Annotated in this window: 23 protein-coding genes; 10 read left to right on the top strand and 13 right to left on the bottom strand. The window is 68.6% G+C overall.

The window, feature by feature from the left end:
- Window positions 1-28: 28 nt before the first annotated feature.
- Complete coding sequence (locus VNN10_12810) at window positions 29-802, top strand: hypothetical protein (GenBank protein HXH22900.1); 774 nt, start codon at window positions 29-31, stop codon at window positions 800-802.
- Between the two features lie 63 nt (window positions 803-865).
- Here the strand turns inward: VNN10_12810 and VNN10_12805 are convergent, their stop codons facing one another.
- On the bottom strand, window positions 866-1717 hold the full coding sequence (locus VNN10_12805) for a hypothetical protein (GenBank protein ID HXH22899.1): 852 nt from the start codon (window positions 1715-1717) through the stop codon (window positions 866-868).
- A gap of 212 nt (window positions 1718-1929) precedes the next feature.
- Here VNN10_12805 and VNN10_12800 point away from each other — a divergent pair, with 212 nt between their 5' ends.
- Window positions 1930-3369, top strand: coding sequence for a CoA-binding protein (locus VNN10_12800; GenBank protein ID HXH22898.1), 1440 nt, complete (start codon window positions 1930-1932; stop codon window positions 3367-3369).
- 125 nt (window positions 3370-3494) lie between these two features.
- Here the strand turns inward: VNN10_12800 and pth are convergent, their stop codons facing one another.
- The 4 genes from pth to VNN10_12780 form a co-directional block, all read right to left on the bottom strand.
- Window positions 3495-4157 carry an aminoacyl-tRNA hydrolase gene (gene pth / locus VNN10_12795; GenBank protein HXH22897.1) on the bottom strand — a complete coding sequence of 221 codons (663 nt, stop codon included), beginning with the start codon at window positions 4155-4157 and terminating at the stop codon, window positions 3495-3497.
- Window positions 4158-4201: 44 nt separating this feature from the next.
- Window positions 4202-5380: a cysteine desulfurase family protein gene (locus VNN10_12790; protein ID HXH22896.1), complete on the bottom strand. Its 1179-nt coding sequence runs from the start codon at window positions 5378-5380 to the stop codon at window positions 4202-4204.
- 128 nt (window positions 5381-5508) lie between these two features.
- The gene (locus VNN10_12785; protein ID HXH22895.1) at window positions 5509-6723 is read right to left on the bottom strand and encodes a M20 family metallopeptidase; all 1215 of its coding nucleotides are present in this window, start codon (window positions 6721-6723) and stop codon (window positions 5509-5511) included.
- A gap of 203 nt (window positions 6724-6926) precedes the next feature.
- Window positions 6927-8216, bottom strand: coding sequence for an LLM class flavin-dependent oxidoreductase (locus VNN10_12780; GenBank protein ID HXH22894.1), 1290 nt, complete (start codon window positions 8214-8216; stop codon window positions 6927-6929).
- 217 nt (window positions 8217-8433) lie between these two features.
- Here VNN10_12780 and VNN10_12775 point away from each other — a divergent pair, with 217 nt between their 5' ends.
- Complete coding sequence (locus VNN10_12775; protein HXH22893.1) at window positions 8434-8781, top strand: hypothetical protein; 348 nt, start codon at window positions 8434-8436, stop codon at window positions 8779-8781.
- Window positions 8782-8996: 215 nt separating this feature from the next.
- Here VNN10_12775 and VNN10_12770 read toward each other — a convergent pair whose 3' ends face one another.
- Window positions 8997-10790 carry an ABC transporter ATP-binding protein gene (locus VNN10_12770; protein HXH22892.1) on the bottom strand — a complete coding sequence of 598 codons (1794 nt, stop codon included), beginning with the start codon at window positions 10788-10790 and terminating at the stop codon, window positions 8997-8999.
- 112 nt (window positions 10791-10902) lie between these two features.
- Complete coding sequence (locus tag VNN10_12765; protein HXH22891.1) at window positions 10903-12693, bottom strand: ABC transporter ATP-binding protein; 1791 nt, start codon at window positions 12691-12693, stop codon at window positions 10903-10905.
- A gap of 188 nt (window positions 12694-12881) precedes the next feature.
- Here VNN10_12765 and VNN10_12760 point away from each other — a divergent pair, with 188 nt between their 5' ends.
- Window positions 12882-13532, top strand: coding sequence for an SRPBCC family protein (locus tag VNN10_12760; GenBank protein ID HXH22890.1), 651 nt, complete (start codon window positions 12882-12884; stop codon window positions 13530-13532).
- Window positions 13533-13574: 42 nt separating this feature from the next.
- On the opposite strand, the gene VNN10_12755 is transcribed toward VNN10_12760, so the two are convergent.
- The gene (locus VNN10_12755; GenBank protein ID HXH22889.1) at window positions 13575-14462 is read right to left on the bottom strand and encodes an anti-sigma factor; all 888 of its coding nucleotides are present in this window, start codon (window positions 14460-14462) and stop codon (window positions 13575-13577) included.
- Window positions 14463-14466: 4 nt separating this feature from the next.
- Window positions 14467-15138, bottom strand: coding sequence for a sigma-70 family RNA polymerase sigma factor (locus VNN10_12750; protein ID HXH22888.1), 672 nt, complete (start codon window positions 15136-15138; stop codon window positions 14467-14469).
- Between the two features lie 429 nt (window positions 15139-15567).
- Between VNN10_12750 and VNN10_12745 the strand changes: the two genes are divergently transcribed.
- Together VNN10_12745 and VNN10_12740 are read left to right on the top strand one after the other, a co-directional pair.
- Window positions 15568-16533, top strand: a complete 966-nt coding sequence (locus VNN10_12745) for an alpha/beta fold hydrolase (protein ID HXH22887.1) — start codon at window positions 15568-15570, stop codon at window positions 16531-16533.
- The gene (locus VNN10_12740; GenBank protein HXH22886.1) at window positions 16530-17519 is read left to right on the top strand and encodes a D-glycerate dehydrogenase; all 990 of its coding nucleotides are present in this window, start codon (window positions 16530-16532) and stop codon (window positions 17517-17519) included. Before VNN10_12745 ends, VNN10_12740 begins: the two co-directional genes overlap by 4 nt.
- Window positions 17520-17618: 99 nt before the next feature.
- Here the strand turns inward: VNN10_12740 and VNN10_12735 are convergent, their stop codons facing one another.
- Entirely contained in the window at window positions 17619-18059 is a 441-nt protein-coding gene (locus VNN10_12735) for a hypothetical protein (GenBank protein HXH22885.1), read from the bottom strand.
- A 480-nt stretch (window positions 18060-18539) separates the two neighbouring features.
- On the opposite strand from VNN10_12735, the gene VNN10_12730 reads away from it, so the two are divergent.
- From VNN10_12730 to VNN10_12715, 4 genes are all read left to right on the top strand, one after another.
- Complete coding sequence (locus VNN10_12730) at window positions 18540-19349, top strand: enoyl-CoA hydratase/isomerase family protein (GenBank protein HXH22884.1); 810 nt, start codon at window positions 18540-18542, stop codon at window positions 19347-19349.
- 99 nt (window positions 19350-19448) lie between these two features.
- Window positions 19449-19727, top strand: coding sequence for a hypothetical protein (locus VNN10_12725; protein HXH22883.1), 279 nt, complete (start codon window positions 19449-19451; stop codon window positions 19725-19727).
- Window positions 19724-20494: a methyltransferase domain-containing protein gene (locus VNN10_12720; GenBank protein HXH22882.1), complete on the top strand. Its 771-nt coding sequence runs from the start codon at window positions 19724-19726 to the stop codon at window positions 20492-20494. The genes VNN10_12725 and VNN10_12720 overlap by 4 nt, the downstream gene beginning before the upstream one ends.
- A 190-nt stretch (window positions 20495-20684) precedes the next feature.
- Window positions 20685-21239 carry a DUF1440 domain-containing protein gene (locus VNN10_12715; protein HXH22881.1) on the top strand — a complete coding sequence of 185 codons (555 nt, stop codon included), beginning with the start codon at window positions 20685-20687 and terminating at the stop codon, window positions 21237-21239.
- Here the strand turns inward: VNN10_12715 and VNN10_12710 are convergent.
- From VNN10_12710 to VNN10_12700, 3 genes are all read right to left on the bottom strand, one after another.
- Window positions 21227-21697: an SRPBCC family protein gene (locus tag VNN10_12710; GenBank protein HXH22880.1), complete on the bottom strand. Its 471-nt coding sequence runs from the start codon at window positions 21695-21697 to the stop codon at window positions 21227-21229. The genes VNN10_12715 and VNN10_12710 overlap by 13 nt on opposite strands.
- Window positions 21697-24096: an endonuclease MutS2 gene (locus tag VNN10_12705; protein HXH22879.1), complete on the bottom strand. Its 2400-nt coding sequence runs from the start codon at window positions 24094-24096 to the stop codon at window positions 21697-21699. The genes VNN10_12710 and VNN10_12705 overlap by 1 nt, the downstream gene beginning before the upstream one ends.
- A gap of 49 nt (window positions 24097-24145) precedes the next feature.
- The coding region (locus tag VNN10_12700) for a hypothetical protein (GenBank protein ID HXH22878.1) at window positions 24146-24793 on the bottom strand (648 nt) is incomplete at its 5' end.

The following is a 24793-nucleotide window of genomic DNA, read 5'->3' as shown; positions in this document are numbered from 1 at the left end:
CGACCCCGCTCGTCTAAGGAGGTATCGAATGCTCAGGCGTCTTGTCGTTGTTCTGGCCGCGGTAGCGGTGGCGTTAGGGGCGGCATCGCTGGCGCCGGCCGACAGAGCCGCGGCGGCGATCACCGTCGACCTGGTTGCTTCGAGCACGGAGGTGGAGTGCGGCCGCAGCGTGATCCTCACGGCGGTGGTGCGGGATGACGGCGTGGCCGTGCCGAATGGGACGGACGTGACGTTTGCCGCCGCTGGCCAGGTGATCGCCGTGGTGGACACGGTCAGCGGTGTAGCGTCGGTGCTCTTCACCGTGCCTGTTGGCTTCGCTGGCCCGCTGGTAGTGACGGCTACGGTGGGGTCGGCTTCGGACAGCGTGACGATCACCGTGACCTGCCCGACCGCCGGGCCGCCGGCATCGATCACGCTGCTCATAACGCCGGCGACGATCACCTGCGGCAGCCAGGCCTCGGTGTTCGCGACGGTCCGCGACCAGTTCGGGCGCCTCGTAGCGAACAACACCATGATCGAGTTCGTGGCGTCGGGGAACGGCTCGATCGTGCCCGTGGCGCCGACGATCAGCGGCGTGGCGACAGCGGTGTACACGGCCTTCCCGGGCACGTCCGGCCTGGTGCAGATAACGGCGCGGGCCGCGGGCACCACGGTAACGGCGACCGGCACTGTACAGGTCGTGTGCCCGACGGCGGCCACGCCCACTCGCCCGCCGGCTACGGCGGTGCCGCCGACGCCGATCCCGACCACTCCCTCCGTGATCCGCCCGCCGAGCACGGGAGATGCGGGCCTGGCGGATTAGTCGCTGACAGCAAGGAAGGCCGGCAAGGCGCCGGCCTCCCTTCAGGTCCTTCTAGCCGGACTGCTAGCGCCGCCCGGGCCTGGGCTCTGCCCAGGTCACATGCGTGATGATCCTGATGCCGCCACCCAGGTCGCGTTCATAGACCTGGACGCGGCCGTCGGCCGAGGAGCTAACGAGGCGCCCCCACTCGCTGGGGTCGTCGAAGGGGCCGCTGTTGCGGCCGTTACCGGGGCCACTACCTTCGCCCTGGCTAATCGTAGTCGTGCTGTCGAGGTGGGCGTAAATCAGCTCGAGCTGTTCGAAGTCGTGCGCGTTCGGGTGCTCGTTCGAGGGGTCAGTCTCGGACGCGCCGCCCGGGCCGCCGTCGGGGTCGTTCGTGTAGTCCATGCACGACCCCTCGTTAGGGTTGTTGAAGTTCTCGTCCGTGTGCCCGAGGCCGAAGCCGTGGGCGATCTCCTGGCACATGACCAGGCGGCGCCAGGCGGGCGTGTTGTACGTGGCCGTGTCGAAGTAGGTGTCGTTCATCTTCGCGACGGCCTGGATTATGTGGTCGCCGTTCACCCAGATCTGGGCCAGGCCGAGCCAGGCGTTGTTACCGTATCGGGAATTGCAGACCTCGATGCGGCCGGCGGTCGGCCGGCAGTTCTTGGGGTTGGTCGCGCCCGCGACCTTCGCCAGGTCCAGGACCGAAGAAAGGCTCCAGTCGGCGACCGCTTCATCGAGGTAGGCGTCCCACTTCGAACTGACGTTGTCGCCGACCTTCAGGGTGAAGGGGTTGGATGTGCGCGCCCAGTGGTAGTTGCCCCACGGGTGGTCGGCGCTGGCCGTCGACCCATCGATCAAAGCTGTGCCGAGCCAACCGAGCGCGGCGCCGGCCAGCAGCACCGCGAGTCCTCTGACAATCCCTGTCTTCATCTCCACCTCCCGGAGGTCCATTCCACGGCGGGGCGGCGCCTGCCTGTGCTGCATGCGCCTGCCTGCGCAGCATGATGGGGGCACGGGCGCCGCGCGTCAATTATCCATAACACGCGCGACCCCTCGCCTAACCAAAACGTGACGGGCCGGGATCTATTGCCGTCCGATCGGCGGTGGAGCGTAAGGCTGGGCGCGCCTATACTGCCCGCTGCATGGCTTCCCAGCACCCCCTCGAGTACATTTTTCACCCGCGCCACGTGGCAATCGCGGGCGCATCTACCGGCGGGGGGATGGGAGGCGGCTTCCTGCCGTCGATCATCGAGATGGGGTTCAAGGGCCCCATCTACCCGGTAAACCCCCGTTACGACGAGATCCAGGGCCTCAAGTGCTACCCGAGCCTGCGCGATGTGCCGACGGACGTCGACTACGTGATTTCCAGCGTGCCGGCGGCGGTCGTGCCGCAACTGGTCGAGGACTGCGCCGCGAAGAACGTGAAGGTCATCCACTTCTTCACCGCGGGCTTCAGCGAGACAGGGGACGAAGAGCGGGCAGAGTTGGAGCAGGCGGTCATCGAGCGCACCAAACAGCTCGGGATCCGGGTGATCGGGCCGAACTGCATGGGGCTTTACGTGCCGGATGTAGGCCTGTCGTTCATGGGCGGCTTCCCGAAGGAGAAGGGGCGCGTCGGCCTCTTGTCGCAGAGCGGCGCGAACGCGAGTCAGTTCATCAACGCGGGCGCGGCGCGAGGCTTGCGCTACAGCAAGGTGGTCAGTTACGGCAACGCGGCTGACCTCTGCGACGCGGACTTCTTTGACTACATGGCCGAGGATGACGAGACGGACATCGTCGCCTCCTACCTGGAAGGGGTGAGGGGCGGGCGCCGCTTCGTGGCTGCGCTGAAGAAGTGCGCCGCGCGCAAGCCCGTGGCGATCCTAAAGGGCGGCCGCACGGAGGCCGGGGGGCGGGCGACGCGGTCGCACACCGCGAGCCTGGCCGGCCCGATCCGGGTGTTCGATGCGCTGTGCCGCCAGGCGGGCGCCGTGCGCGTGGAGGGCATGGACGAGCTGGTCGACATGGTGATCGCCTTCGAGCGGGTGAAGAAGCTATCTGGTCCGAACGCCTGCATCATCGTCGGGGGAGGCGGGCGCAGCGTGCTCTCCGCGGACGACGTGAACGCTGAGGGGCTGGGTGTGCCGCACCTGCCTCCGGAGACGCAGCGGTTGATGATGGAGTACGTGCCCGTGGCCGGCACGAGCGTGCGCAACCCGATCGATGCGGCGATGGGAGCCGGCCCGGAACAGCAGGCGCGCACGCTGAAGATCTGCGCTTCGGCGCCAAACATCGACTTCGTGCTGTATGCGGGGGGTTGGGGCGGCGGGCCTGGCCCGCGCCCGCCGGGGCCGCCGGAGGAGCGCCGGGACCCGGAGGAGATGGCGCGCCGCCAGGTCGAAATGCTGGTCGAGGTGCAGAAGGAGTCGGCGAAGCCCGTGGTGCTCGTCAGTGACACGCCGACGAACGCGGCCGGCTTCGCGAGCTTCGATGCCTTGCAGAGGGCGGCAGCGGCCTCCGGCATCGCGATGTTCCCCAGCATGCGCCGCGCGGCACTTGCCCTGTCACGGCTCTGGCAGTGGCAGCGGCTGCGGGAGGACTAGCGCCAGGATCGCGCGTATCTCCGAGGTTGGCAGTGGCGGCTCGATGCCGCGGACGGACTCGGGCCGTGATCCGGCTCGCGTGCTGACGCGCGCGGTGCTGGGTTTGACGCCCGGCCGGCTCGGGGTCAGGGACTGAGGGCGGCGTCGGCGGCCGGGGCTGGCGGCGGCGCCGGGGCGTCGTCGTTTCCTTCGGCCGAGTTGTAGCGGTTCATGGCGCGGTCATAGCCCTCGCGCACGATGGCCTCGACGGCCTCGCAGGCGCGGTCCACCGCCGCATCGAGCACGTCGCGCGACGCTCCGGCAGGGTTGGAGAGGACGTGGCGGGCAACGACTTCGGGGTCCCAGGACGGCTTGCCGTCCACGTGCGGCCGGCCGATGCCGATGCGCACGCGGCCAAAGCCGCCCGAGCCCGTGGCGGCGATTATGGACTTGAGACCGTTGTGGCCGCCGTCGCTGCCTCGCTGGCGGATGCGGATGCGGCCCTCGGGGAGGTCGAGCTCGTCGTAGACGACGATGAGGCGCTCGACGGGTAGCCGGAGGCGCTTCAGGAGCGGCGCGATGACGTCGCCGCTGATGTTCACCCAGGAGTTCGGCCGGAAGAGCAGGACGCGGTCGGGGCCGATGGTGACGGTCGCGCCCTGGCCGCCCTTCACGCCTCGCAGACGCGCCCGGTGGCGGCGGGCGAGGCGTTCGATGCACCAGGCGCCGACGTTGTGCCGGTGGCCGGCGTACTTTTCGCCCGGGTTGCCGAGGCCGGCGACCACCCAGTCAGGCGGCTTCGCTGCCATGATCGGATGATAGTGGGCGGAGGGCGCGGCGATACAGCCGGCGCTCAGACGGCGCGGGCAGTGAGGCCCTCGCGCAGCGAGGCGACCAGGCCGGGGAGGACGGCGGCGACGGCTTCGACTTCGGCGCGCGTGGTCGCGGCCGAGAGGGTGAGGCGCAGGGCGCCGACGGCCTCCGGCATCGAGGCGCCCATCGCCAACAGGACGTGCGACGGCTCCCAGGTCGAAGAGCCGCAGGCGGCGCCGGCGCTGGCGGCGATGCCCTTCTTGTCCAGCGCCAGCACCAGTTCGTCGCCGCGGACGCCGCGGAAGCTGATGTTGACGTTGTTCGGCAGGCGCTCGTCGGGGCAGCCGTTGAGGCGGCTGTCGGGCACGGACCGCAGCACCGACTCGATCAGGAAATCGCGGAGGGCGGCGACGTCCCTCGAGTGCGCCTCTCGTTCGGACTCGGCGGCCTCCAGGGCGACGGCCTGGCCGACAATGCCGGCGACATTCTCGGTACCGGCGCGGCGCTGGCGCTCCTGGCCCCCGCCGGACATCTGGGAGACGAAGGGCGTGCCGCGCCGCAGGTAGAGGATGCCGGTGCCCTTGGGCCCGCCAAACTTGTGTCCGGAGAGGCTCAGGAGGTCGACGCCGAGACGGTCGACGTCCAGTTCCAGCGCTCCCGGGGCCTGCACGGCATCGGTATGCAGGGGGATGCGCTTGCGCAGGGCACGGCCGCGCTCGCCCACGGCGGCGGCGATTTCGGGGATAGGCTCGATGGTGCCGACCTCGTTGTTCGCCAGCATCACGGAAACGAGGACAGTGCGCTCCGTGACCGCCCGGGCGACGTCATCAGGGTCGACGCAGCCGTAGCTGTCGACGGGGACATAGGTGACCTCGAAGCCGAACTGCTCGAGGTAGTTGCAGGAGTGGTGGACGGCGTGGTGCTCGACCGTGGTCGTGACGACGTGGTTGCCGGCGCGCGCCTTCTTCTGGGCGAAGGCGACGCCCTTGAGGGCGGTGTTGATCGATTCGGTGCCGCCGCTGGTGAAAACGATGTCCGAAGGCCTGGCGTTGAGGACGGCGGCGACAGTCCTGCGGGCGTCGTCGATTGCCTTGCTGGCCTTGCGGGCGAGGGCGTAGGTGGCGGAGGGATTGCCGAAGCTCTCGGTGAGGTAGGGCATCATCGCCTCGAGCGCCCTTGGGTGCAGAGGCGTGGTCGCAGCGTTGTCTAGATAGATCATTCGCCCCGCCGGCCGCAGTAATAAATCCAGTACGGTTCAATCACGGTACGTCTGCGGCTTGCGCCTGTCAACGAAGCCGCGCGCGGGGACCAGGACATCCTATACACCCGGGGAGGAGCGGGGAGTTGCTACCACGGCTCCGCGAGGCGCTCGGCGTGCTCGAACTCTTCTCGGGCGCGCCGGAGGAGGTCATCGTCGGCCATAAGGTCGAGGGCCGTCATCGCCAGGAGCTTGGCGCCGTTGAGGCAGGCTGCGTCGCCGGCGGGCGACCCGGCGGCCTCGCGCATCTCGACGGAGTGGCTGGCGGTGCCGGCGGGCGCGATCGCGAGGTAGGCGAAGCCCGCGGGGAGGTAGTGCGAGACGTTGCCGAAGTCGGTGCTGCCGGTGCCGGCGCCCTCCTCGAGGTCGTCGATGCTGAGGCCGAGGTGGCGCAGGTTGGCCTCCAGGGCGAGGGAGATGGGGCCGTTCGGGACCGTGTTGTGGTAGGGGTAGACGTCCTCGCTCCACTCGAGGCGGGCGCCGGTGGCCCTGGCGGCGCCCTCGGCGCAGGCCAGGACGCGCTCGTACAGGTCCTTCAGGTAGGCCGCCTGGTTGGCGCGGACGCGGATGCGGGCGGCAGCGTAAGCGGGAATGACGTTCGGGGTCTCGCCGCCGTGCGTGATCACGCCGTGTATGCGGGCGTCCGCCTGTACCTGCTGGCGCAGGGCGTTGATGGCGTTAAAGGTCTGGATGACGGCGTCGAGGGCGTTGATACCGAGGTGCGGCGCCGAGGCGGCGTGCGAGGCCTTGCCGAAGAACTCGACCTTGAGCGCCCGCGCCGCCAGCGAGGGGCGCGTCGCGGGGCGGGTGCGAGAGCCGGGGTGGATCATGATGGCGGCATCGACACCCTGGAGGTGGCCGTCGCGGAGGATAGGGGCCTTGCCGCCGGCGCCCTCGACGGCGGACTCCTCGGCCGGCGTGCCCAGGAGGCGGACGCTGCCGGGGAGACGCGCGCCCAGGGAGGCGAGGGCAAGGGCGGCGCCAAGCGAGCCGGCAGCGATGATGTTGTGGCCGCAGCCGTGCCCGACCCCAGGGAGGGCGTCGTACTCCGCCATGATCGAGACGATGGGGCCGGGGCGGCCGAAATCGGCGCGGAAGGCCGTGGCCAGGCCCGCTATGCCGCGGCGAACCTCGATGCCATCGGCCTCGAGGCGCTCGCAGAGGAGCGCGGCGGCGCGGTGCTCCTGCAGGCCAAGCTCCGGGTTGTCCCAGATGTGGTGGCTTATCGAGACGATGTCATCGCGCAGGCGGTCGACGGCGCGACAGGCTTCGTCCTTCAGGGAGTCGAGGTCGGGACGGGTCAAGTTCCCCCTCTTTCGCGCGGTTTGAAGGATTGTCGCAGATCGGCGGGCTGCCCGATAACGGTTGGCATCTTGATACCGTCACCCTGGGACCGGATGTCCTGGAGCAGGTGAAGGTCTTTGCCCGCCTCTGGGGACGGCAGGGAACCTGACCGCAGACGCCCAGCTTGCGGCGCTGGCGACCGAGAACGGGAGAAGGCGTCCTCTCAGAGGATGCCAGGGCGGCGCTGGGCGAGGCGCTGCTGCATGAGCGAAGGCAGCTCCTTGCCGGCGTCGGTGAAGGCGTTGGCGATCGCCTGGGTGTTCTCGGCAAAGATCGTGGCCCGGTTGGCGGCGACCCAGTCGCGGTTCTCCAGGGTGCGTGTCTGAGCCTGGAAGCGCGGGGCTACGTACCTTGCCCAGAGCTCGAAGCTGCGCAGGGTGTTCGGGGTCGAAGCCCACTCGTGGGCCTGGAACATGATGCCGCCGAAGCCGCCCGACATGTCCAGCAAGCGTTCAACGGCCTCGACGGCATCGTCCGGCGTGCCGATGATGGCGCCGCCGCGGGCGATGACGGCCTCGACGGCTTCGCGCGGTGTGGGAAGCCCCTGGCCCGCGGCTACCATCGGCCTGCCCAGGGTCTCGGCGAAGTAGGACTGGGCGTAGGCCATGTAGCCGTCCTTGACCTGCTCGATGGCTTCGTCGCGCGAGTCCGCGAGGTGGAAGGGCATGACAATGCGCCAGTCCGCGCGGTTGGGAGGCGGCGGGACGAATGGCGTTGGTCCCGGGGCGGCGCCGTTCCTGCGCCGGGAGGCGCGGCGCTTGCTGCCCGCGCTCTCCTCGGCGGCCTTCTCGTACGCTTCCTCTACCCAGGACCAGGTGCGCTTCAGGGCCTCCAGGCCGCCGGGCTGGTGGGTGGCGACGGAAAGGAGCCCGATGCCGTACTTGCCGGCAGCAGTGGGCCCGGCGGGTGAGAAGGAAGCGGCAACGGCGACCGGCAGGTGGGGCTCGGTGTAGTTCGCGATCTGGAGGCGGGCTTCCCTGAGCGTAAACCAGTCCGTGTGCATGTTCACGACCTCGCCGCGGAGAAGCGCCATGATCGCGGCGAGGGCTTCGTCCATGCGGGGGCGCTGGGTCGTGGCCTCGATGCCCATCATGTAGGCGTCCGAGGTCAGGGCGCCGGGGCCGACGCCGAGCATCGCCCTGCCCCGCGTCAGGTGGTCGAGCATGACCATGCGGTCGGCGACCATGAGGGGGTGGTGGTAGGGCAGGCTGGTGACGCCGGTGCCGAGCTTGATGTGCCTGGTGCGGGCGGCGGCGGCCGCGATGAAGATCGCCGGGTCGGCGATGATCTCCCAGCCGGCGCTGTGGTGCTCGCCGATCCAGGCCTCCTCGAAGCCCAGGCGGTCGAGGTGCTCTATGAGCTGGAGGTCGCGCTCGAGCGCCAGCGTCGGGTTCTCGCCCGCGCGGTGGAAGGGGGCCATGAAGATGCCGAACTTGAGGCGGTTGGTGGTCATGCCGGACCTCGCTGCGCGTGGTTAGGGTAGGTTAGACCACGGAGGCCGCGAGGGAAATGGTCGCGGTCGCTGCAGCCCCGGTGTGCTAAACTCGCGGCAGTTCCCCGGTCCGACCCCGCAATACCCGCCCTTTCGAACCCCGGAGCTAAGGCCTGGAGCGCTTGCGCTCTTTCCGCGAATCACGGAGCAGTTGCCAGGAACGAGGTGCTTCGACGCGATGAGGATGGGACGAAACCGGCCGGGAGCGAGCACAGACTTCATCGACACGTCGACGCGCGAGACTCTCCTGCGCATCGCCTGTTCCTCGGGCGGGGAGGCGCTCATCGCCTTCAAGCTCTACGACTCTTCCGGGGAGCTCGTGGCCCAGACCGACGGGTTCATGGCCTGCGGAGAGGGCATCACGGTAGTGGCCAACGATGGCGAGGTCCTGCTGGAGGTATCGCCTTATTTGCAGGACCACATCCGCTACCGCCTTTACAACCGCGAGGGCCGGCTGCTGACGTTCTCTGACGGCATGAGGACACAGCTGTTCGCGTTTCTGCACATGGAAAAGGCCCGAATCTGAGGGCGGCGCGCGGCGCCCCCGAAGGAAAGGAGGGCCCGCTAGTGCGACGACCCACCTGCCCGTCCGGCACACCCGGCTGCACGCTAAGCATCCCCTGCGGCAAGTGCCGCCAGACTGCCTCGGCGCGCGACACGTCCGTATCACGCTACTCGAGCGAAGGTCGTCCGAAGCGCCAGACCTATCGCCCCAGGCGCGCGCGCTAAAGGCGGCGCGTCTCAGGCGACCAGGTCCTGGTCCTTGTACTGCAGCTCGTAGAGGCGGAAGTAGGTGCCGCGCCGGGCCAGCAGCTCCTCATGCGTCCCGGTCTCCACTATGCGGCCGCCGCTGAGGACGATGATGCGGTCCACGAAGCGGATCGTGTTCAGACGGTGCGCGATGATGATCGATGTCCGGTTGGCCGTCACGGCGCGGATGCTGCGCTGGAGGAAGGCCTCGGTCTCGGGGTCGATACTGGCGGTCGCTTCGTCCATGACGAGCACGATCTCGGGATCGAAGGCGGCGACGCGGGCGAGGGCGAGGAGCTGCTTCTGCCCCGTCGAGAGGTTGGCGCCACGCTCGGCGAGGACGGTCGAGTAGCCCTCCGGAAGGCGCATGATGAAGGAATCGGCGCCCACCAGGCGGGCGGCGGCCTTCACCTGGTCGAGCGAGATCGACGGATCGCGCATGCGGATGTTCTCCTCGACGGAGTCGGTGAAGATGAAGGCGTCTTGCAGGACGAGGCCGACGTGCCTGCGCAGCTCGCGCTGGGGCACGTCGACGATGGGGATGCCGTCGATGAGGATCTGCCCGCGCTGGATGTCATAGAAGCGGTTGAGGAGCGACATCATCGTCGACTTGCCCGCGCCGGTCGCGCCGACGATCGCCACCTTCTCGCCGGGCTCGAGGGTGAAGCTGACGTCCTTCAGGACCCAGTTGTCGTCGTCATACGCGAACCAGACGTTGCGGAACTCTATGCGGCCCTGGACGTCCTGGAGGTGCACGGGGTGAGGCGGGTCCACGACCTCCTCCTGCTCATCGAGGACGCCGAAGATGCGCTCGGAGGAGGCCATGGCGGACTGGAGCGTCGTGTAGCGGTCGGAGAGGTCGCGAATGGGCCAGTAGAAGCGCTGCATGTACTGGATGAAGGCGACGAGTGTGCCAAGGGTCAGCGTTTCCTCCAGGACGCGGCCGCCGCCATACCAGAGTATGAGCGCGGTCGTGACGGCGCCGAAGATCACGACCGTCGGCTCGAAGATGGCGTACCAGGCGAGGACTCTGAGGTTCGCGTTGAGGAGGCCGCGGTTGCGGACATCGAAGCGGCGCAGGTTCTCGTGCTGGCGGTTGAAGAGCTGGATCACGGCCATGCCGGTAATGTTTTCGTTGAGGTAGGCGTTGATGCGCGCCAGCCAGGCGCGCTGCTCCCGGTAGCCGTCGCGCTGTGTCCAGGCGAAGTAGCGCACGGCCTGGACCAGGGGCGGTAACAGGAGGTACATGAGCAGCGCCAGCTTCCAGTCGAGCACGAGGAGGACAACGACGATCGCGGCGAGCATGAGGAGGTTCGTCACGATCTGGACGACGCCCTGAGAGATCACCATCTCCAGTGTGGCAATGTCGTTCGTGAGGCGGGTGACGAGCCTGCCCACGGGGTTGCGGTCGAAGAAGGCTATGGACATGCGCTGGAGGTGGCTGAACAACTGGACGCGCATGTCCATCATCACGCTCTGGCCCACGTAGGCCATGAGGACGGCCTGGGCGTACCGCATCACGAAGATGGCGGCCAGCGAGCCGATGTAGAGTAGTACCAGCAGCCCAAGCCTGTCCGTGCGGCCCTTCAGGATCTGTCCGTCGATTGCTTCCTTCAGGATCAGAGGGCCAACGATCTCAGCCGCGGAGACCCCGATGAGGAGCACCACGGAAACCGCGATCGGCATGATGTAAGGACGCAGGTAGGCGGCGAGCCTGCGGGCGATGCGGGCGTCGTAGACCTTCCCGATTACTTCGTCTTCGTCCCACTCGATGTTCATCGTCATGGGCGACCCCCTGGCCGGGTTGGCGGCCGGGATTTGGCTGGGCGCCGGGGCCGGCCGCGGCCCCTGGTACCACGGCCGTCGAGGGGACGGGAATGGAGAGCCTGCCTTTGGTTCATGAAGGCGCCCCTACTCCGGGGCCGCCCTGCTCCACCTCGGCTGGAGTGACGGCCTCGTCCTCCGCGAGCTGTTCGGCCAGCTGCTGGCGGCGGTAGAAGCGGGCGTAGACGCCGTTGAGGCGCAGAAGCTCGTCGTGAGTGCCGACCTCGGCGATGCGACCGTCTTCGAGGGCGACGATCATGTCGGCGCTGGCAAGCGTGGAGGTGCGGTGCGCGATGATGATCGTGGTGCGCTCCTCCATGAAGCCCTTGAGGCGCTTCAGGATTTCCTCCTCGGTATGGGTGTCCACGTGAGAGAGGGCATCGTCAAGGATGACCACGGGCGGGCGTTTCAGGAGGGCGCGGGCGAGGGCGGTGCGCTGCTTCTGGCCGCCCGAGAGTGTGAGGCCGCGCTCCCCGATCACGGTCTCGATGCCGTGGGTCAGTTGGGGCAGGTCGTTCACGAGCTGGGAGGTCTCGAGCGCGTACTGGAGCTCCTCCGGCGACGGCTCGGCCCGGCCGTAGGCGATGTTGTCGCGCAGGCTGTCGGAGAACAGGAACGTCTCCTGGGGCACGAAGCCGATGGCCTCGCGCAGTTGCTCGAGGGAGAGGTCCCGCACGTCGACGCCGTCGAGCAGCACCTGCCCCTTCCAGGGGTCATAGAGGCGGGCGATTAGGTTGACGAGGGTTGTCTTGCCGACGCCCGTGCTGCCAACGAGCGCCACAGTGCTGCCGGCGGGGATACGCAGGCTGATGTCTTCGAGGACTGGACGGTCGCGGTAGCCGAAGGTGACGTCGCGGAACTCGATCTCGCCGCGGACGTGATCGAGGTGAGTGGGGTGCTCGGGGTCGCGGATGCGCGGGACGGACGAGAGGATCTCGGAGACCCGCTTCATGGCGGCGGCACCCTGCTGGAGGGCGGTCACGGTCCAGCCGAGGGACATGATGGGATTCGCCAGCACGGCCAGGTAGGTGTTGAACTGCACGAACTGGCCGGTGGTTATCCGCCCCTCGACCACATCGTGGCCGCCGAACCACAAGACGAGGATGGTCGAGGCGCCCGTGAGCACGGCCATGAGCGGCCACATTGCGGAGGTGTAGTAGGCCCAGGACATCGAACGGCGCTTCATCTCGCGGTTAGCCTCGATGAAGGTGGCGGTCTCGGAGTCCTCCTGGGCGTAGGCCTTGATGGTGCGCATGCCGGACATGTTCTCCTGCACGCGCGTAGCGATGAGCCCGAACTGGTCCTGCACGGCCCGGAACTTTGCCTCGACGCCGACCCGGAAGTAGACGACGACAAAGCCGATGATGGGGAAGTAGGCGATGGCGATGAGCGCGAGGCGGGTGTCGATGGTCAGCAGGAAGCCGAAACCGATAGCGACCATCGTGATGATGCGGAGGATGTCGATGAGCGTCGGGCCCATGAGGTCGCGGATGACCTGGAGGTCGTTGGTGCAGCGGGCCATGAGGTCGCCGGTCTGAGACTCCGTGTAGAAGCGCTGGTCGAGGGCCATGAAGCGGGTGGCCAGGTCGGTGCGGAGGTCATACTCGACATAACGAGAAGTGCCGGAGACGAGATGGCGGGCGGCGAAGCGCAGGATGCTCTCGAGCAGGGCGAGGGCCATGATGTAGCCGCCGTAGGTCGCGAGCTGACCGCGCGTCGTGCCTTTGCCGATGGCGTCGACGGCGTCGCGGACGACGACGGGTGGCAGCATGACGACGAGGGATGCGCCGACCAGGGCGAGGAAGCCCAGGAAGTAGCGGAGCCTGTAGCGTTTGAGGTACTTGAGGACCTGGTTGTCAGACACCTGTGCTCCGGGGCGCCGGGTCAGGACCGGGGGATTTGCACTCCAACACGCGCTCCACAGAGGGGCAGTCGTCACGCCGGCGGGCGAAATGGTCGCGTGCCGTGGCGACGGTGCTGGAGTGAGTTACGGCCTGGACCGGCAAAGGTCTAAGATGCCACAGATGCGGGCTTCCAAGCCACCCGTGGTGCGTGACGCCGTTCACGGAGGCCGTGGTGGCGGCTAACGACTACCACTTCATCAGCCGCTGGCGCGTGCGCGGCACTTGCGAAGAGGTCTATGAGATCTTGCAGGACGCAAAGGGCCTGCCCCGCTGGTGGCCTTCCGTTTACCTGGACGCGCTCGAGATCCAGTCGGGCGGGCCGGAACGGAAGGACATGGTGGTGCGCGTGCAGGCGAAGGGCTGGCTGCCGGTGAAGTTGAACTGGCACTTTGCCGTGACGGACTCGGACCCGCCGCGAGGCTTCGGCCTCAAAGCCTGGGGCGACCTCGAGGGCACAGGGCGGTGGACGCTGTCCCAGGACGGCGACTTCGTCGACGTCACCTACGACTGGCGTGTCCGGGGGCGGAAGCCAGTGCTGCGCTATACGTCCGCGTTCTTCCGGCCGCTGTTCAGCCACAGCCACCACTGGGCGATGCGAAAGGGCGAAGAGAGCTTGAGGCTGGAACTGGAGCGCCGCCGGGCGAAGTCGGCTGCAGAGCGAGCGCGGGTGCCGCCGGCGCCGGGGCCGGCGCCATCACCGCCGGCGCCGCTGGTGATGGGCATCGGCCTGCTGGTCGCGTGGCTCCTCCTGGGCCGTGCAGGGAGACGGCGCCGCCAGCCCCGGCGCTCGAGAGCGTAGGGACCAGTGCCCTCAGGCGCAGGCGGACTTCGCCGCTGAGCCTCAGCGGGCCGCGAGCTCCGACTCGCGCGCGACACGCCGGAGCAGCACCTCCTGGCTCGGCTGGCGGGCGACCGAGGAGGCCGACTCCAGGGTCACGAACATGTCGGTAATCGGACCGAGACTTGAGCCGGAGCCCTCGCCGCTCGGCTTGTACAGGAGGCTCGCCGTGCCGTCCGGACGGGCCGCGAACGTCCCCATGCTCAGGGTGCGGTCGCCGCGCACCATCCACAGCTGGTAAGTGAGCGCGAAGCTGATGGAGGGCAGGTTCTGGCAGTTCAGGGCGCCCATCGACTGGCTACTGCTCCAGACGTAGCGGCAGTGGGCCTGGGGCGCGATCTCCGTACCCTGCATATCTGTCGGTATGAGGTCGGGGTCGAGGGCCAGGCGGATGAGGGCCTGCTGGTCGGAGATGACGGCCTCCATGGCGCGCTGCTGCGACTTTGCGGTGTTGACATCAGCCTGGAGCTGGAGGATGCGAGTCCGGTCCTCCGCGCCCGCCTGGCTAAGCTCAGCCAGGGCCGCGTTGTCGCGGCGCAAGTCGTTAACCTGCGCCGAGAGGACGAAGGCCCAGGCGACGGCGCCGATGCCCAGGCCGAGGAAGATCACGGCGGCCGCCGCCCACCAGCGGGACGACCTTACGAGCGTGACGGGGCTCACTGTCGCGCTGTAAGCGCCGACGCCGCCAAGCACGCGTTCCTTGAGTCGGGTGGGCGCGCGCTGAAGGGGGGCGGAGAGGGCAATCAGGCCCACGGTGGGGCCGTAAGCGCGGATCAGGTCACGGCAGGAGGAGCATGTGCGGACGTGCGCTTCGAGCCGGCGCGTCGAGAATGCATCGAGCGCTCCCAGTACGTATGCTTCGATGTCTTCGCGGACCGGCTCGCAGTCCAAAGTGTTACCGACCGTCCCTTTGCTCGATCAGCACCGCCCTGAGTTTCTGAAGGCCCAGCCTGATCCTTGTTTTCACCGTGCCGAGCGGCTGCTTGAGCCCCTCCGCAATCTCCTGCTGTGTGTAGCCGCCGAAGTACGCCAGCCTTATCGCGTCCGCCTGCTCCCTGGGCAGGAGGGCCAGGGCCCTCTGGATCAACACCCGGTCGTCCGCGTGCAGCGCCGTGTCGACCGGGTCTTCGGCCCGGGCCGGCAACTCTTCCGACTCGAGGCCCTGCGGGTTCTCGTGCCGGAAGCGCCGGTCGCGGCTCCGCCGCTCGTCGATCGCCCGGTTACGGGCGACGCTGAGCAGCCAGGTGACGAAGCGCCCGCGCGCGGCATCGAACAGGTCCGGCCGTCGCCACAGCCGCAGGAACACCTCCTGCGCTATGTCCTCCGCCAGCTGCGGGTCTCCGACGACTCGTAGAGAGACCGAGTAGACGTAATCGCCGTAGCGGTCGTACAGGGTCTCCAGGGCCCGAACGTCGCGGCCGGCGAGAAGGATAACGAGACGCTCATCTCCGGCGTCGGCGTAGTCGAGGGGCCGGTCACCCGCGTCCGCTTCCCAGCTCTCGGTGCCTCTACCGATATCTACGTTCCAGCGCCGCCGCAGGATTCCGTCGTCAGCGTCCAGGGTCATGAAGCGCCCTCCGAGTCACCGCCATCCCACTTCGCCCTGCTTATCGAAGTCTTCGATAGCTCCCTTCAGGGCCGCCTATGCATCCGTGATCTCAACAATACGCTTCCGCTGGAAAAGAGTACAGGGGGAGGACTTCAGCATTTCAGCACTTCAGGATTTCAGGGTTCCAGCACTTCAGACAGTGGGCTTCGGGGCGTCAGCGAGCAAGGCACTTCGAGCGGCGCCCTCCTGCAATGCTGACCGGCTGAAGTGCTGACCGCTGACCGGCTGAACTGCAGCACTTCAGGATTTCAGGATTTCAGCACTTCGGTCAGTGGGCTTCGGGGCGTCAGCGAGCAAGGCACTTCGAGCGGCGCCCTCCTGCAATGCTGACCGGCTGAAGTGCTGACCGCTGACCGGCTGAACTGCTACCTCTGGCATACTCGCTGCGTGCGGTCCGGGAGCCTCCTTACGCTCATCGGTGCGGGCCTGGCCGCGGCCAAGCTCGGCGGCGACCTCGAGGCGCGGCGCTATGAGTACGTGGACCTGGAGGCGACGAAACCGCCCGGCCATCTCGCGCACGTCCCGGGAGTCGGCCGCATCCACTACCTGGACCAGGGCGAAGGGCCCGCCGTCGTGCTTCTTCACGGACTTGGCGCCTCAACCTACAGCTTCCGTCTCAACCTCCCGGAGATCGCGCGCGGCCGGCGCGTCATCGCCGTGGACCTCCCCGGGCATGGGTTCACCAGCCGGGATGTCGCCGACTTGTCCCTCACGGCGCAAGCCGGCTACCTGGCGAGCCTGCTAGACCTCCTGAGCCTGGAGCGCGTGGCCCTCGTCGGGCACTCGATGGGAGGGTCAATCGCCCAGCGCTTCGCGGTCGCGTACCCGGAGCGGGTCGCACGCCTCGTCCTCATCGCTTCGACCACGGACGACTTCATGCTCCGGGCCGCTGGCGCCAGTCCCTGGCTGGCGCCGTTCGTCCCGGCATTCGTCGCCGCGGTCCTCCACAATCACCCGGTGCGGCGACGCTGGCTGAGCAGGGCCGTCTACGACCCCGCCTACCTGACTCCCGAAGTGATCGCTGCCTATGAGGCGCCGGGCCACATCCGCGGTCACACGCGCGCCTACCAGCGCCTGATGCGAGACCGGCGCCGCGACGCGCGCATCGACCTGGGGCGAATTCGGGCGCCGACGCTCATAATCTGGGGGGACACGGACCGCATCGTGTCCTTGCGGCACGGGGAGACGCTGGCGCGTGGCATCTCCGGCAGCCGGCTGGTGGTGCTGCCGCGGACCGGCCACCTGGTGCCGGAAGAGCAGGCCGAAGCCGTCAACCGCCTGCTAACCGACTTCCTGGGCGAGAAGACCGCGGGTCCCGGCGGCCTGCGGGCCGAAGGAGTGCAGCCCTCATGACAGCCGATGTCTTCGTGACCGCCCGCCTGCCCGAAGAGACCCTGGCGCGCCTGGGGACCGTCTGCGCCCCGCGCCTGCGCCAGGCGGCCGGCCCTCTGACGCGCGCAGAGCTGTTGGAGTCGCTCAGCGGCGCTGTCGGCCTCCTCTGCGGCAACAGCGCGCCCCTGGACGCGCAGTTCTTCGCCTCCGTGCCGCCGCCGCTGCGCGTTATCGCCCAGGTCGGCGTCGGGTATGACAACGTCGACCTGGCGGCGGCCACGAAGGCGGGCATCGTGGTCACCAACACGCCAAACGTGCTCACGGAGGCGGTCGCGGACCTGACGCTGGGCCTGATCGTCTACGTCTGCCGCAACCTCGGCGCCTTCTCCGCCTACGCGAAGACGGGCTGGGGCCGGGCCGCGCCCCCGGCCTTCGGCGTAGACGTGCATGGCAAGACGCTGGGCATCATCGGCCTGGGGCGCATCGGGCGGGCCGTCGCGCGAAGGGCCCAGGCCTTCCGCATGCGGGTGCTGTTCCACGACCTCTTCCGGGAGCCGCCGCCGGAAGCGCCCTTCGCCGAGTACCGCGAGAAGGCAGACCTGCTGCGGGAAGCCGACATCGTCACTCTGCACGTGGACCTCAACCCGTCGACGCGAGGCTTCATCGGCGAGCGCGAGCTGGCCCTCATGAAGCCCACGGCCTACCTGATCAACACCTCGCGCGGGCCGGTGGTCGACCAGGCGGCCCTTACGCGCGCCCTGGAGGGACGCCGGATCGCCGGCGCGGCCCTGGACGTGCTCGAAAAGGAGCCGCCAGACCCGGAGGAGCCAATCCTCCGGCTCGACAACGCCTTCATCCTTTCCCACATAGGCACAGCCACGGTCGAGACCCGCCAGGCGATGATCGACCTCGCGGTCGACAACCTGATCGCCGGCATCAGCGGCCACGTGCCGCCCACGGTAGTGAACACGGACGTGATCGAGCGCTGGCAGTCGCGCCTGGGGTGACTACGGCTCGGGGAAGGCAAAAGAGCCCCTGCTCCCAGGCCGGGGCCCCCTCGCTGACGGTTAGGAGCGAAACAGCGCCCGCGAAGGCGCTGCACAGGTTCAGGTCTTGGCCATCCCTCCGGTCTCCTGGTAGCGCAAGTAGCCGCCGGCAGCCAGGAGCGCGGCAGCGATCACGCCCAGGTAGAAGCCGTAAGAGAGGCTGCTGGATTCGTTGATGAGCTTGAGGACTATCAGGACGACGACGGCGCCTCCGCCGGCGAGGAGGGCCTGGCCCCAGGTGAAGCTGCCCAGGTCGGGCAGTTGGACGTTTCCGAACTTCGCCGCCAGTACGACGCCTGCCATCGCGACCGCGATGATGACCGCGAGGATCGACCAGATGGCGCCCGGCGCTTCCCAGCCGCTCGCGCTTGCGCTTACGGAGCCGAACTCACCGAAGCTGAAGGACACCTTGTACCAGGGTAAGAAGGAGGCCACCAGCATCAAGATGCCGCCAAGCGAGATCGCTTTCTCGCCGTTGGTTAGTTCGTTGATTTTGTCCAAGCGTCACCTCCTAGGTCGACAGCGAAAAGGCTTGGCAAAGGATTACCACTGTTGAGCCATCTTGACAAGGGAATTTCCGGCAAATTTGAAAAAATGCTTAATCTGGTAAGGGGATCGGTCGAGAACATGGTGATCCGCTACTGCGCCTTGGCGAGGCCGCCAATCCGAGGCAACCCTTGACACGCCGCATCTCCTCGGTCGCCCATCATGCGCACGCCTCGCCAAAGGTTGCTTCGGCCTTCGGCCTCGCAATGACGCGACGCGGCCGCCTCGCGCACACCAGACGGGGGCAGGGCGTCGGGCTGACGCCGTCGCAACGACGCGGCCCGTGGCGGCCTCGCGCGCTTACGCCAGCGCGCCCAGACGTGGGAATGCGCCTTGGCAAGGACGCGGCCCACTTGGCCGCCTGCGCAAGCCAGACTGGGCACGGTCGCCGCAACTGACGTCTTATACTCGGCCTGACCGGGCGGGAGGTACCACATGCAGCACCAGGACCTCAAGGTCGAAGAACGCGAAGACGGCGTCTGGGTCGTGACGCTCAGCCGGCCCGAGCGCCTGAACGCCATGCGAGCCCGGACGGTGTACGAGCTGCTGCCCGTTCTGGAGCGGGGCGCTGTGCAGGACGCCTGTAAGGTGCTGGTAATCACGGGCGAAGGCCGCGGCTTCTGTTCCGGTGCCGACCTCCTCGGCGGCGACACCCCGGATGAGGTGGCGAAAATGGCGGAAGCGTCGGGCTACCGCCGCTCGAAGGAAGGGGCCATCGGCCACTGGGGCGTCTTGTTTACGGCCCTGAACCACTTCCCGAAGCCGGTAATCGCGGCCGTGAACGGCGTCGCGGCCGGCGCCGGCCTGTCGCTTGCCCTCAGCGCCGACATACGCATCGCTTCCACGGAGGCTCGCTTCATCTCCGTCTTTGTCCGCCGCGGGCTGACACCGGATACGGGGACCACCTTCCACCTGCCCCGGCTAATCGGCGACTCCCGCGCGCTGGAGATGATGTTCACCGGCGACGCCGTCGACGCCGCTACCGCGGAACGCTGGGGCCTGGTCAACCGCGTCGTCGAACCCTCCGAGCTGATGCCGGCCGCGCTGGACCTCGCCGGACGCATTGCCGCCGGGCCTTCGATCACCATCGAGCTGACAAAGCGGCTGGTGCGCGACCTCACGCACGAAGGCGTGGACCGGCAGCTCCAGAACGAAGCCTGGGCGATCGGCGTCCAGACGGAGGACAAGGCGGAGGGCGGGCGGGCCTTCCGTGAGCGCCGCGAGCCACGCTGGACAGGCCGGTGATCGGCGCCGCTGGCAAGCCGGTTATTGGCCCGGCCCGCGGTTAGTCATCGAAGATTTCTAATGGACAGCCCGACGGACATACGCCTATCCTATGCCCCAATGGAGAACCGCGCGCTTGTCCTTGACCTCCTCGGCTGGCTCGCCGTCGAGCCGCGGCCTTACGCCGCGGTCATGCGCGCGTGGCGCACCTCATGTCCGCGACTGCCCGTCTGGGAGGACGCGCTGGACCTCGGCTTCGTCCACCGGCAGCCTGACGCGGGTGGCCGCGTCGTCGTCAGCCTGACGGACGCCGGGCGCGGGTTCCTGGAGGCCGCGCGTCCGGACGAAAGCAGCGCCAGCGCCGGGCGCCCGGCGGCTCCGGCGCCTGACCGGCCGTGACCACCACCTGGGACCCGAACCAGTACGCGCTGTTCCGCGACGAGCGCTCCCGCCCCTTCTTCGAGCTCCTGCAACGCATTCCGGACAGGGCCTACGAGAGCATCTTCGACCTTGGTTGCGGCACCGGCGAACTCACCGCGCGCCTTGCCGACCGTTGGCCGCGGGCCAGGGTCGTCGGCCTCGACTCCTCGCCCGAGATGCTGGCGCAGGCAGCGGCCCTGGCAAGGCCCGGCCGCCTCGACTTCCGCCGCGGCGATATCGCCGACTTCGGCGAGGCCTGCGACCTGCTCTTTTCGAACGCAGCGCTGCAGTGGCTGGACGACCACGAGTCGCTGATACCCCGCCTTGCCGGACTGGTTCGGCCGGGCGGTTGCTTCGCCGTGCAGATGCCGGCTAACTTCTACGCCGAATCCCACACACTCCTGAATGACACCGCTCGCGAAGGGCCCTGGGCAGCGAAGCTCGCAGACGGCTGGCGGCCGCCCGGCTCGCGCGCCCTCCCCGTCTACATCGAAGCGCTCTGGCCGAAGGGCTTCACGGTCGACGCCTGGGAGACGGAGTACTACTTCGTCCTCCAGGGAGACGACCCGGTGCTGGAGTGGGTAAAGGGCACAGCCCTCCGGCCCGTACTGGCGATGCTGGACGAAGGCGAAGCGGCCGCATTCACCGCCGCCTACGCGGCGAAGCTGCGCCGGGCGTACCCCAGGACGGCGCACGGCACCATATTCCCCTTCAAGCGCCTATTCTTCGTGGCCACGAAGGACTAATTTCGGTCGGACCACTGCCGCAGGCGGCCGGAGTTGGCATGAGAACAGCATGGCGCTGGCCAGCGGCTTGATAACATCGCCAGCCCTGGCCGCCTAAGCTCATCTCACCGGTAACGTCGGCTACTGGACCAGCGCGAAAGCGCAAGACCAGGAAACCAGAGGTTACCGGTTTTACTTTCCCGGAGGGACCATGACCGCGACCGGCCTCGACTGGCGGCTCGACGAGCGTGAGGTGGCGATCGAGCGCCCTCATCCGCTCTCGCGGCGGCTGCTGGGTGGGGCCCTCGCCGGTCTGGTGGCGACGCTGCCCATGACGCTGGCGATGGCCGCGCTCCACCGCCGCCTGCCGCCACGAGAACGCCACCCGCTCCCCCCGCGTCACATCACCGAGAAGCTGGTGGAGGAGAGCGGCCTGGCACCGAAGCTCTCGGAGCCGGAGATGCGGACGCTGACCTTCGCGGCTCACTTCGCGTATGGCGCCGCCGCCGGCGCCGCCTACGGGCTCCTCGCCTCGCTCCTGCGAGGCCCTTCGGTCCTCGGCGGCGTCATCTTTGGCCTCGGCGTGTGGGCAGGGAGCTACGCTGGCTGGCTGCCGGCAGCGAATGTGCTCCCGTCCGCGGGGCATGAGTCCGCGCGGCGCAACGCCCTGATGATCGCGGCCCATGTCGTCTGGGGCGCGGCCACCGGCGCCCTCGCCCGCCTGGCATCAGGTCCGCGGGCGCGCGCCGTGCGTCACGAGACCTGACCCTGGCCCGCCGCCATGCGGCTCCGGGCGTAGCGCTCCAGCTGCTCGAGCTCGCGGTCGTACACCGGCTCGAGCAGCCGGCGCGCCATCAGGCGCTCGATGAGGCCCTGGAAGCCCCTGGGCCGCCAACTGGTGTCGAAGCGGACGCGGCTGCCGCCATTGGCAGGTTCGACGGTGAAGACGGTCTTGATGCCCGTGTTCGGGTCCGATTCGACCAACACCCTGCCCGGCTCGGGCTCGGTGATGTCGGCAAGGGCGCTGCGCGTCTGGCCGCCCATCGTCATCTTGAAGGAGATGCGGGTGCCCTGGCCCCGCCCCGGGCCGCTCTCGACCTTCAGGTCGGAGAACTCCTTCGGCAGTATGTTGCCGTGGTGGTTCGTGTAATCGGCTATGCAGTCGTAGACCAGGTCCGGCGGCGCTTCGACGACGCGTTCTCGGAGTATGCGGATTTCTGCCATCAGGACAGCGCCATTTCCACTACGGTCACGCCCTCTCCTCCTTCGTTCGGCGGGGCGAAGCCGAAGTCCTTCACCAGAGGGTGCCTGGCCAGCATCTCCCGCACTGCCTGCCTCATGCGGCCGGTGCCCTTGCCGTGCACGACGCGCAGCCGCGGCGCGCCGGCCCGAAAAGCCAGGTCGAGGAACTGCTCGACCCTGGGCAGGGCTTCATCGAGCGTCTGGCCACGCACCTCGATCTGCTCGGCGAACGACGGCGGCGGCGCGGGCAGCGCAGAGGGCTGCAGCTTCACCGGCGCCGCCTTCTCGACCCTGACGACCTGGTCGACGCGCACGCGCGCGCGCAATGAGCCGAGAGTGACGTCGAGCTCCCCTCGCCGGTCTGGTTCGGAGAGCGCCTCGGCCGGTGTCGGGACGCCTCGCAGCCACACCTGATAGCCAGGCCTGATGTCCTGCGGGCCGAGCGTGTGCGGGCGGCGCCGGCGCCGCGAGCGGCGGCGAATGCGCTTCGCCGTCTCACTGGCTTCGGCCACCGCCTGCCGGGCCTCCTCGAGGTCCCGTGGTGGGGCGCCGGCCGCGTGCAGGCGCTGGAGGGTGCGCTGGGCGCGCGCCAGGGCCTCCCGCGCGGCGTCGACCTCTTCCTCGAGCGCTGTTGCGGCCTCTTCCAAGCGCTCGGCGCGCTGTTCGTCGATGGCGGCAAGACGCTGCTCGGCGCGAGCGCGCGCCTCCTCGGCGCGCCTGCGCGCCTGCTCCTCCTGCTGGCGGGCGGCTGCGGCGGCCTCGCGCTCGCGGCGAAGGTCGTCGAGCAGGGCGTCGATCTCCGCCTGCTCCGGAGAGAGCGAGGCCTGCGCGTCCTTGAGGATCGCTTCGGGCAGCCCCAGGCGGGCGGCGATCGCCAGGGCGTTGCTGCGGCCCGGGACACCGATCGTGATCCTGTAGGTAGGCGCCAGGGTCACCGGGTTGAATTCCACGGCCGCGTTGCGCACGCCGGGCGTCGAGTGCGCGAAGAGCTTGAGCTCTCCGTGGTGTGTGGTGGCGATCGTCAGGGCGCCGCGCTCGATCAGGTGCCGGAGCAGCGCCCGGGCAAGGGCCGCGCCCTCGGCCGGGTCCGTCCCGGCGGCCAACTCGTCCAGCAGGACGAGGGACGTCGGGCCGGCGCGTTGCAGGAGGCCGATTATGTTCTTGATGTGGCCGCTAAAGGTGGACAGCGACTGCTCGATACTCTGCTCGTCGCCGATGTCGGCGAGTACATCCTCGAAGACCGGGATGCGGCTGGCCCCTTCGGCCGGGACGGGCAGGCCGGACTGGGCCATAAGGACGAGCAGGCCGACCGTCTTCAGGGCGACAGTCTTGCCGCCGGTGTTCGGACCCGTGATAAGCAGCACGCGGTCGGCGCCGCCGATCGAGATGCTGATCGGCACCGGCGCCGAAAGCAGGGGATGGCGCGCCTCCCGCAGCTCGAGCGCGGCCGCGCCGTCCTTGAAGGAAAGGAGCCAACGCTCGGGCGGCGCGGCGTCCGGAAGCGAGGTCCGATCGTGCGGGGTCAGCTCGTCGGCGAGGCGGGCCGCCGCCATGACGAGGTCCACCTGCGCAAGCACGCCGACGTTCGCCTTGAGCACGGCGGCGTTCTCGCCGGCGAGGGCGCTGAGGCGGCGCAGGATGCGCTCGACCTCGCGCTGCTCCTCGATCTGGAGCTCACGCCACTTGTTCGCCAGGTCGACGACGGCCAGCGGCTCGATGAAGAGGGTGGCGCCGCTGGAAGACACGTCATGCACGATGCCGCGGACCTCGCCGCGGAAGTCGGCCTTGATCGGGATCACGTAGCGGCCGTCGCGCAGAGTGACGATGGGCTCCTGGGCGGCGAGCCTTCCGGCCGGCGAGGCCAGGAACTCCTGCAGCTTGGAGTGGAGGCGGTCGTGGGCGATGCGTATGTCGCGCCGAATGAGGCCGAGGTTCGGGCTCGCCGAGGCGAGCACCTCGCCGCGCTGGTCGATCGCCTTGAGTATCTCGGCGACCAGGTTGCGCAGTTCGACGATGGACTGCCCCAGCCCCCAGAGCAGGGGCATGTCGGACTCGTGGCGGGCCGTCGCCGCGCGCACCGTCTCGGCGACCTGCTGCGTGTTGGCGATTTCCAGCAGTTGGTGCGTGTCGAGGACGCCGCCCAGGGCCGCCTTCTCCACGGCAGGGCGCACGTCCGAGGCGCTCGTGAGGTTCAGCGGCGTCCGCAGGCGCCGGAGCCGGATGGCTTCGGCGAGCAGGCGCTGACGCCGCAGCACCTCGTCAAAGTCGGGCGAGGGCTGGAGGGCGAGGGCGAGATCGCGGCCTCCGGCGAAGGATGTGAGCTTCGCCAGGCGGTCGATGACCTTGTCGTACTCCAACACGCGAAGCGCATGTTCGTCCACGTGGCGATTGTAACAAGGGCAACGCCCGCCCTCTCGGCGCCTTCTCCGCCTACGGGCCCTCGTACTCCTTGAGCGCCTCCAGGTGCTCGTCCGAGATGTCGACGCGCACGAGGTCGTCCATGAGCTCGGTGACGTAGCGCAGCGGCAGTATCACGTCGCGCTTGAGCAGGAAGCCGCGCCTGATCACGAGGGCCTGGGCCACGCCGTCCGCGCCTACCAGCACGCGGCTCACCTCGCCCAGCTTCTGGTGCGGCTCCTGGCGCCAGACCGGCGTCCCCTCGGCGATGTCCACACTGCCCGCGGGCTTGTTCAGCTTCTCGAAGAGCCAGTAATTCGCCCCTACGCTGCCAACATAGTCGGCAATCCGGTGGGCGGCATCCACGATGTCGGTTATGTCGAACTCGCCGGGGGTGAGGTCTTCGGGCGGTTCGAAGCTCTCGATCGTGTACTCGGGCGCGTCTTTGAACTCCTCCGCCGTCATGTTCAGGACGATGCGGTCGTCGCCTACCGAGGCTACGGCGCTGATGGGCACGACACGGTCGTAGTCGAGCCCGACGCCGCCTTCCCAGATCGGCCGCCCCGAGCGGAGGAAGCCGATATCGACCACGATGTGCGTGACGCTGAGGTCGCTCCTCTTGAGCACCACCCGGTGCAGCTCACCGAGCTTGTGGCCGTCGCTGCTGTAGACGTCGGCGCC

The organism is Dehalococcoidia bacterium, from assembly GCA_035574915.1.
In the GTDB taxonomy this organism is placed as follows: domain Bacteria; phylum Chloroflexota; class Dehalococcoidia; order DSTF01; family WHTK01; genus DATLYJ01.
The sequence above is the reverse complement of the archived record's forward strand: the minus strand, read 5'-3'. Positions and strand labels throughout refer to the sequence as shown.

Coding starts and splice junctions, on each gene's coding strand:
- VNN10_12810 (HXH22900.1), top strand. CDS start 29: ATGCTCAGGCGTCTTGTCGTTGTTCTGGCCGCGGTAGCGGTGGCGTTA.
- VNN10_12805 (HXH22899.1), bottom strand. CDS start 1,717: ATGAAGACAGGGATTGTCAGAGGACTCGCGGTGCTGCTGGCCGGCGCC.
- VNN10_12800 (HXH22898.1), top strand. CDS start 1,930: ATGGCTTCCCAGCACCCCCTCGAGTACATTTTTCACCCGCGCCACGTG.
- pth (HXH22897.1), bottom strand. CDS start 4,157: ATGGCAGCGAAGCCGCCTGACTGGGTGGTCGCCGGCCTCGGCAACCCG.
- VNN10_12790 (HXH22896.1), bottom strand. CDS start 5,380: ATGATCTATCTAGACAACGCTGCGACCACGCCTCTGCACCCAAGGGCG.
- VNN10_12780 (HXH22894.1), bottom strand. CDS start 8,216: ATGACCACCAACCGCCTCAAGTTCGGCATCTTCATGGCCCCCTTCCAC.
- VNN10_12775 (HXH22893.1), top strand. CDS start 8,434: ATGAGGATGGGACGAAACCGGCCGGGAGCGAGCACAGACTTCATCGAC.
- VNN10_12770 (HXH22892.1), bottom strand. CDS start 10,790: ATGACGATGAACATCGAGTGGGACGAAGACGAAGTAATCGGGAAGGTC.
- VNN10_12750 (HXH22888.1), bottom strand. CDS start 15,138: ATGACCCTGGACGCTGACGACGGAATCCTGCGGCGGCGCTGGAACGTA.
- VNN10_12740 (HXH22886.1), top strand. CDS start 16,530: ATGACAGCCGATGTCTTCGTGACCGCCCGCCTGCCCGAAGAGACCCTG.
- VNN10_12730 (HXH22884.1), top strand. CDS start 18,540: ATGCAGCACCAGGACCTCAAGGTCGAAGAACGCGAAGACGGCGTCTGG.
- VNN10_12725 (HXH22883.1), top strand. CDS start 19,449: ATGGAGAACCGCGCGCTTGTCCTTGACCTCCTCGGCTGGCTCGCCGTC.
- VNN10_12715 (HXH22881.1), top strand. CDS start 20,685: ATGACCGCGACCGGCCTCGACTGGCGGCTCGACGAGCGTGAGGTGGCG.
- VNN10_12710 (HXH22880.1), bottom strand. CDS start 21,697: ATGGCAGAAATCCGCATACTCCGAGAACGCGTCGTCGAAGCGCCGCCG.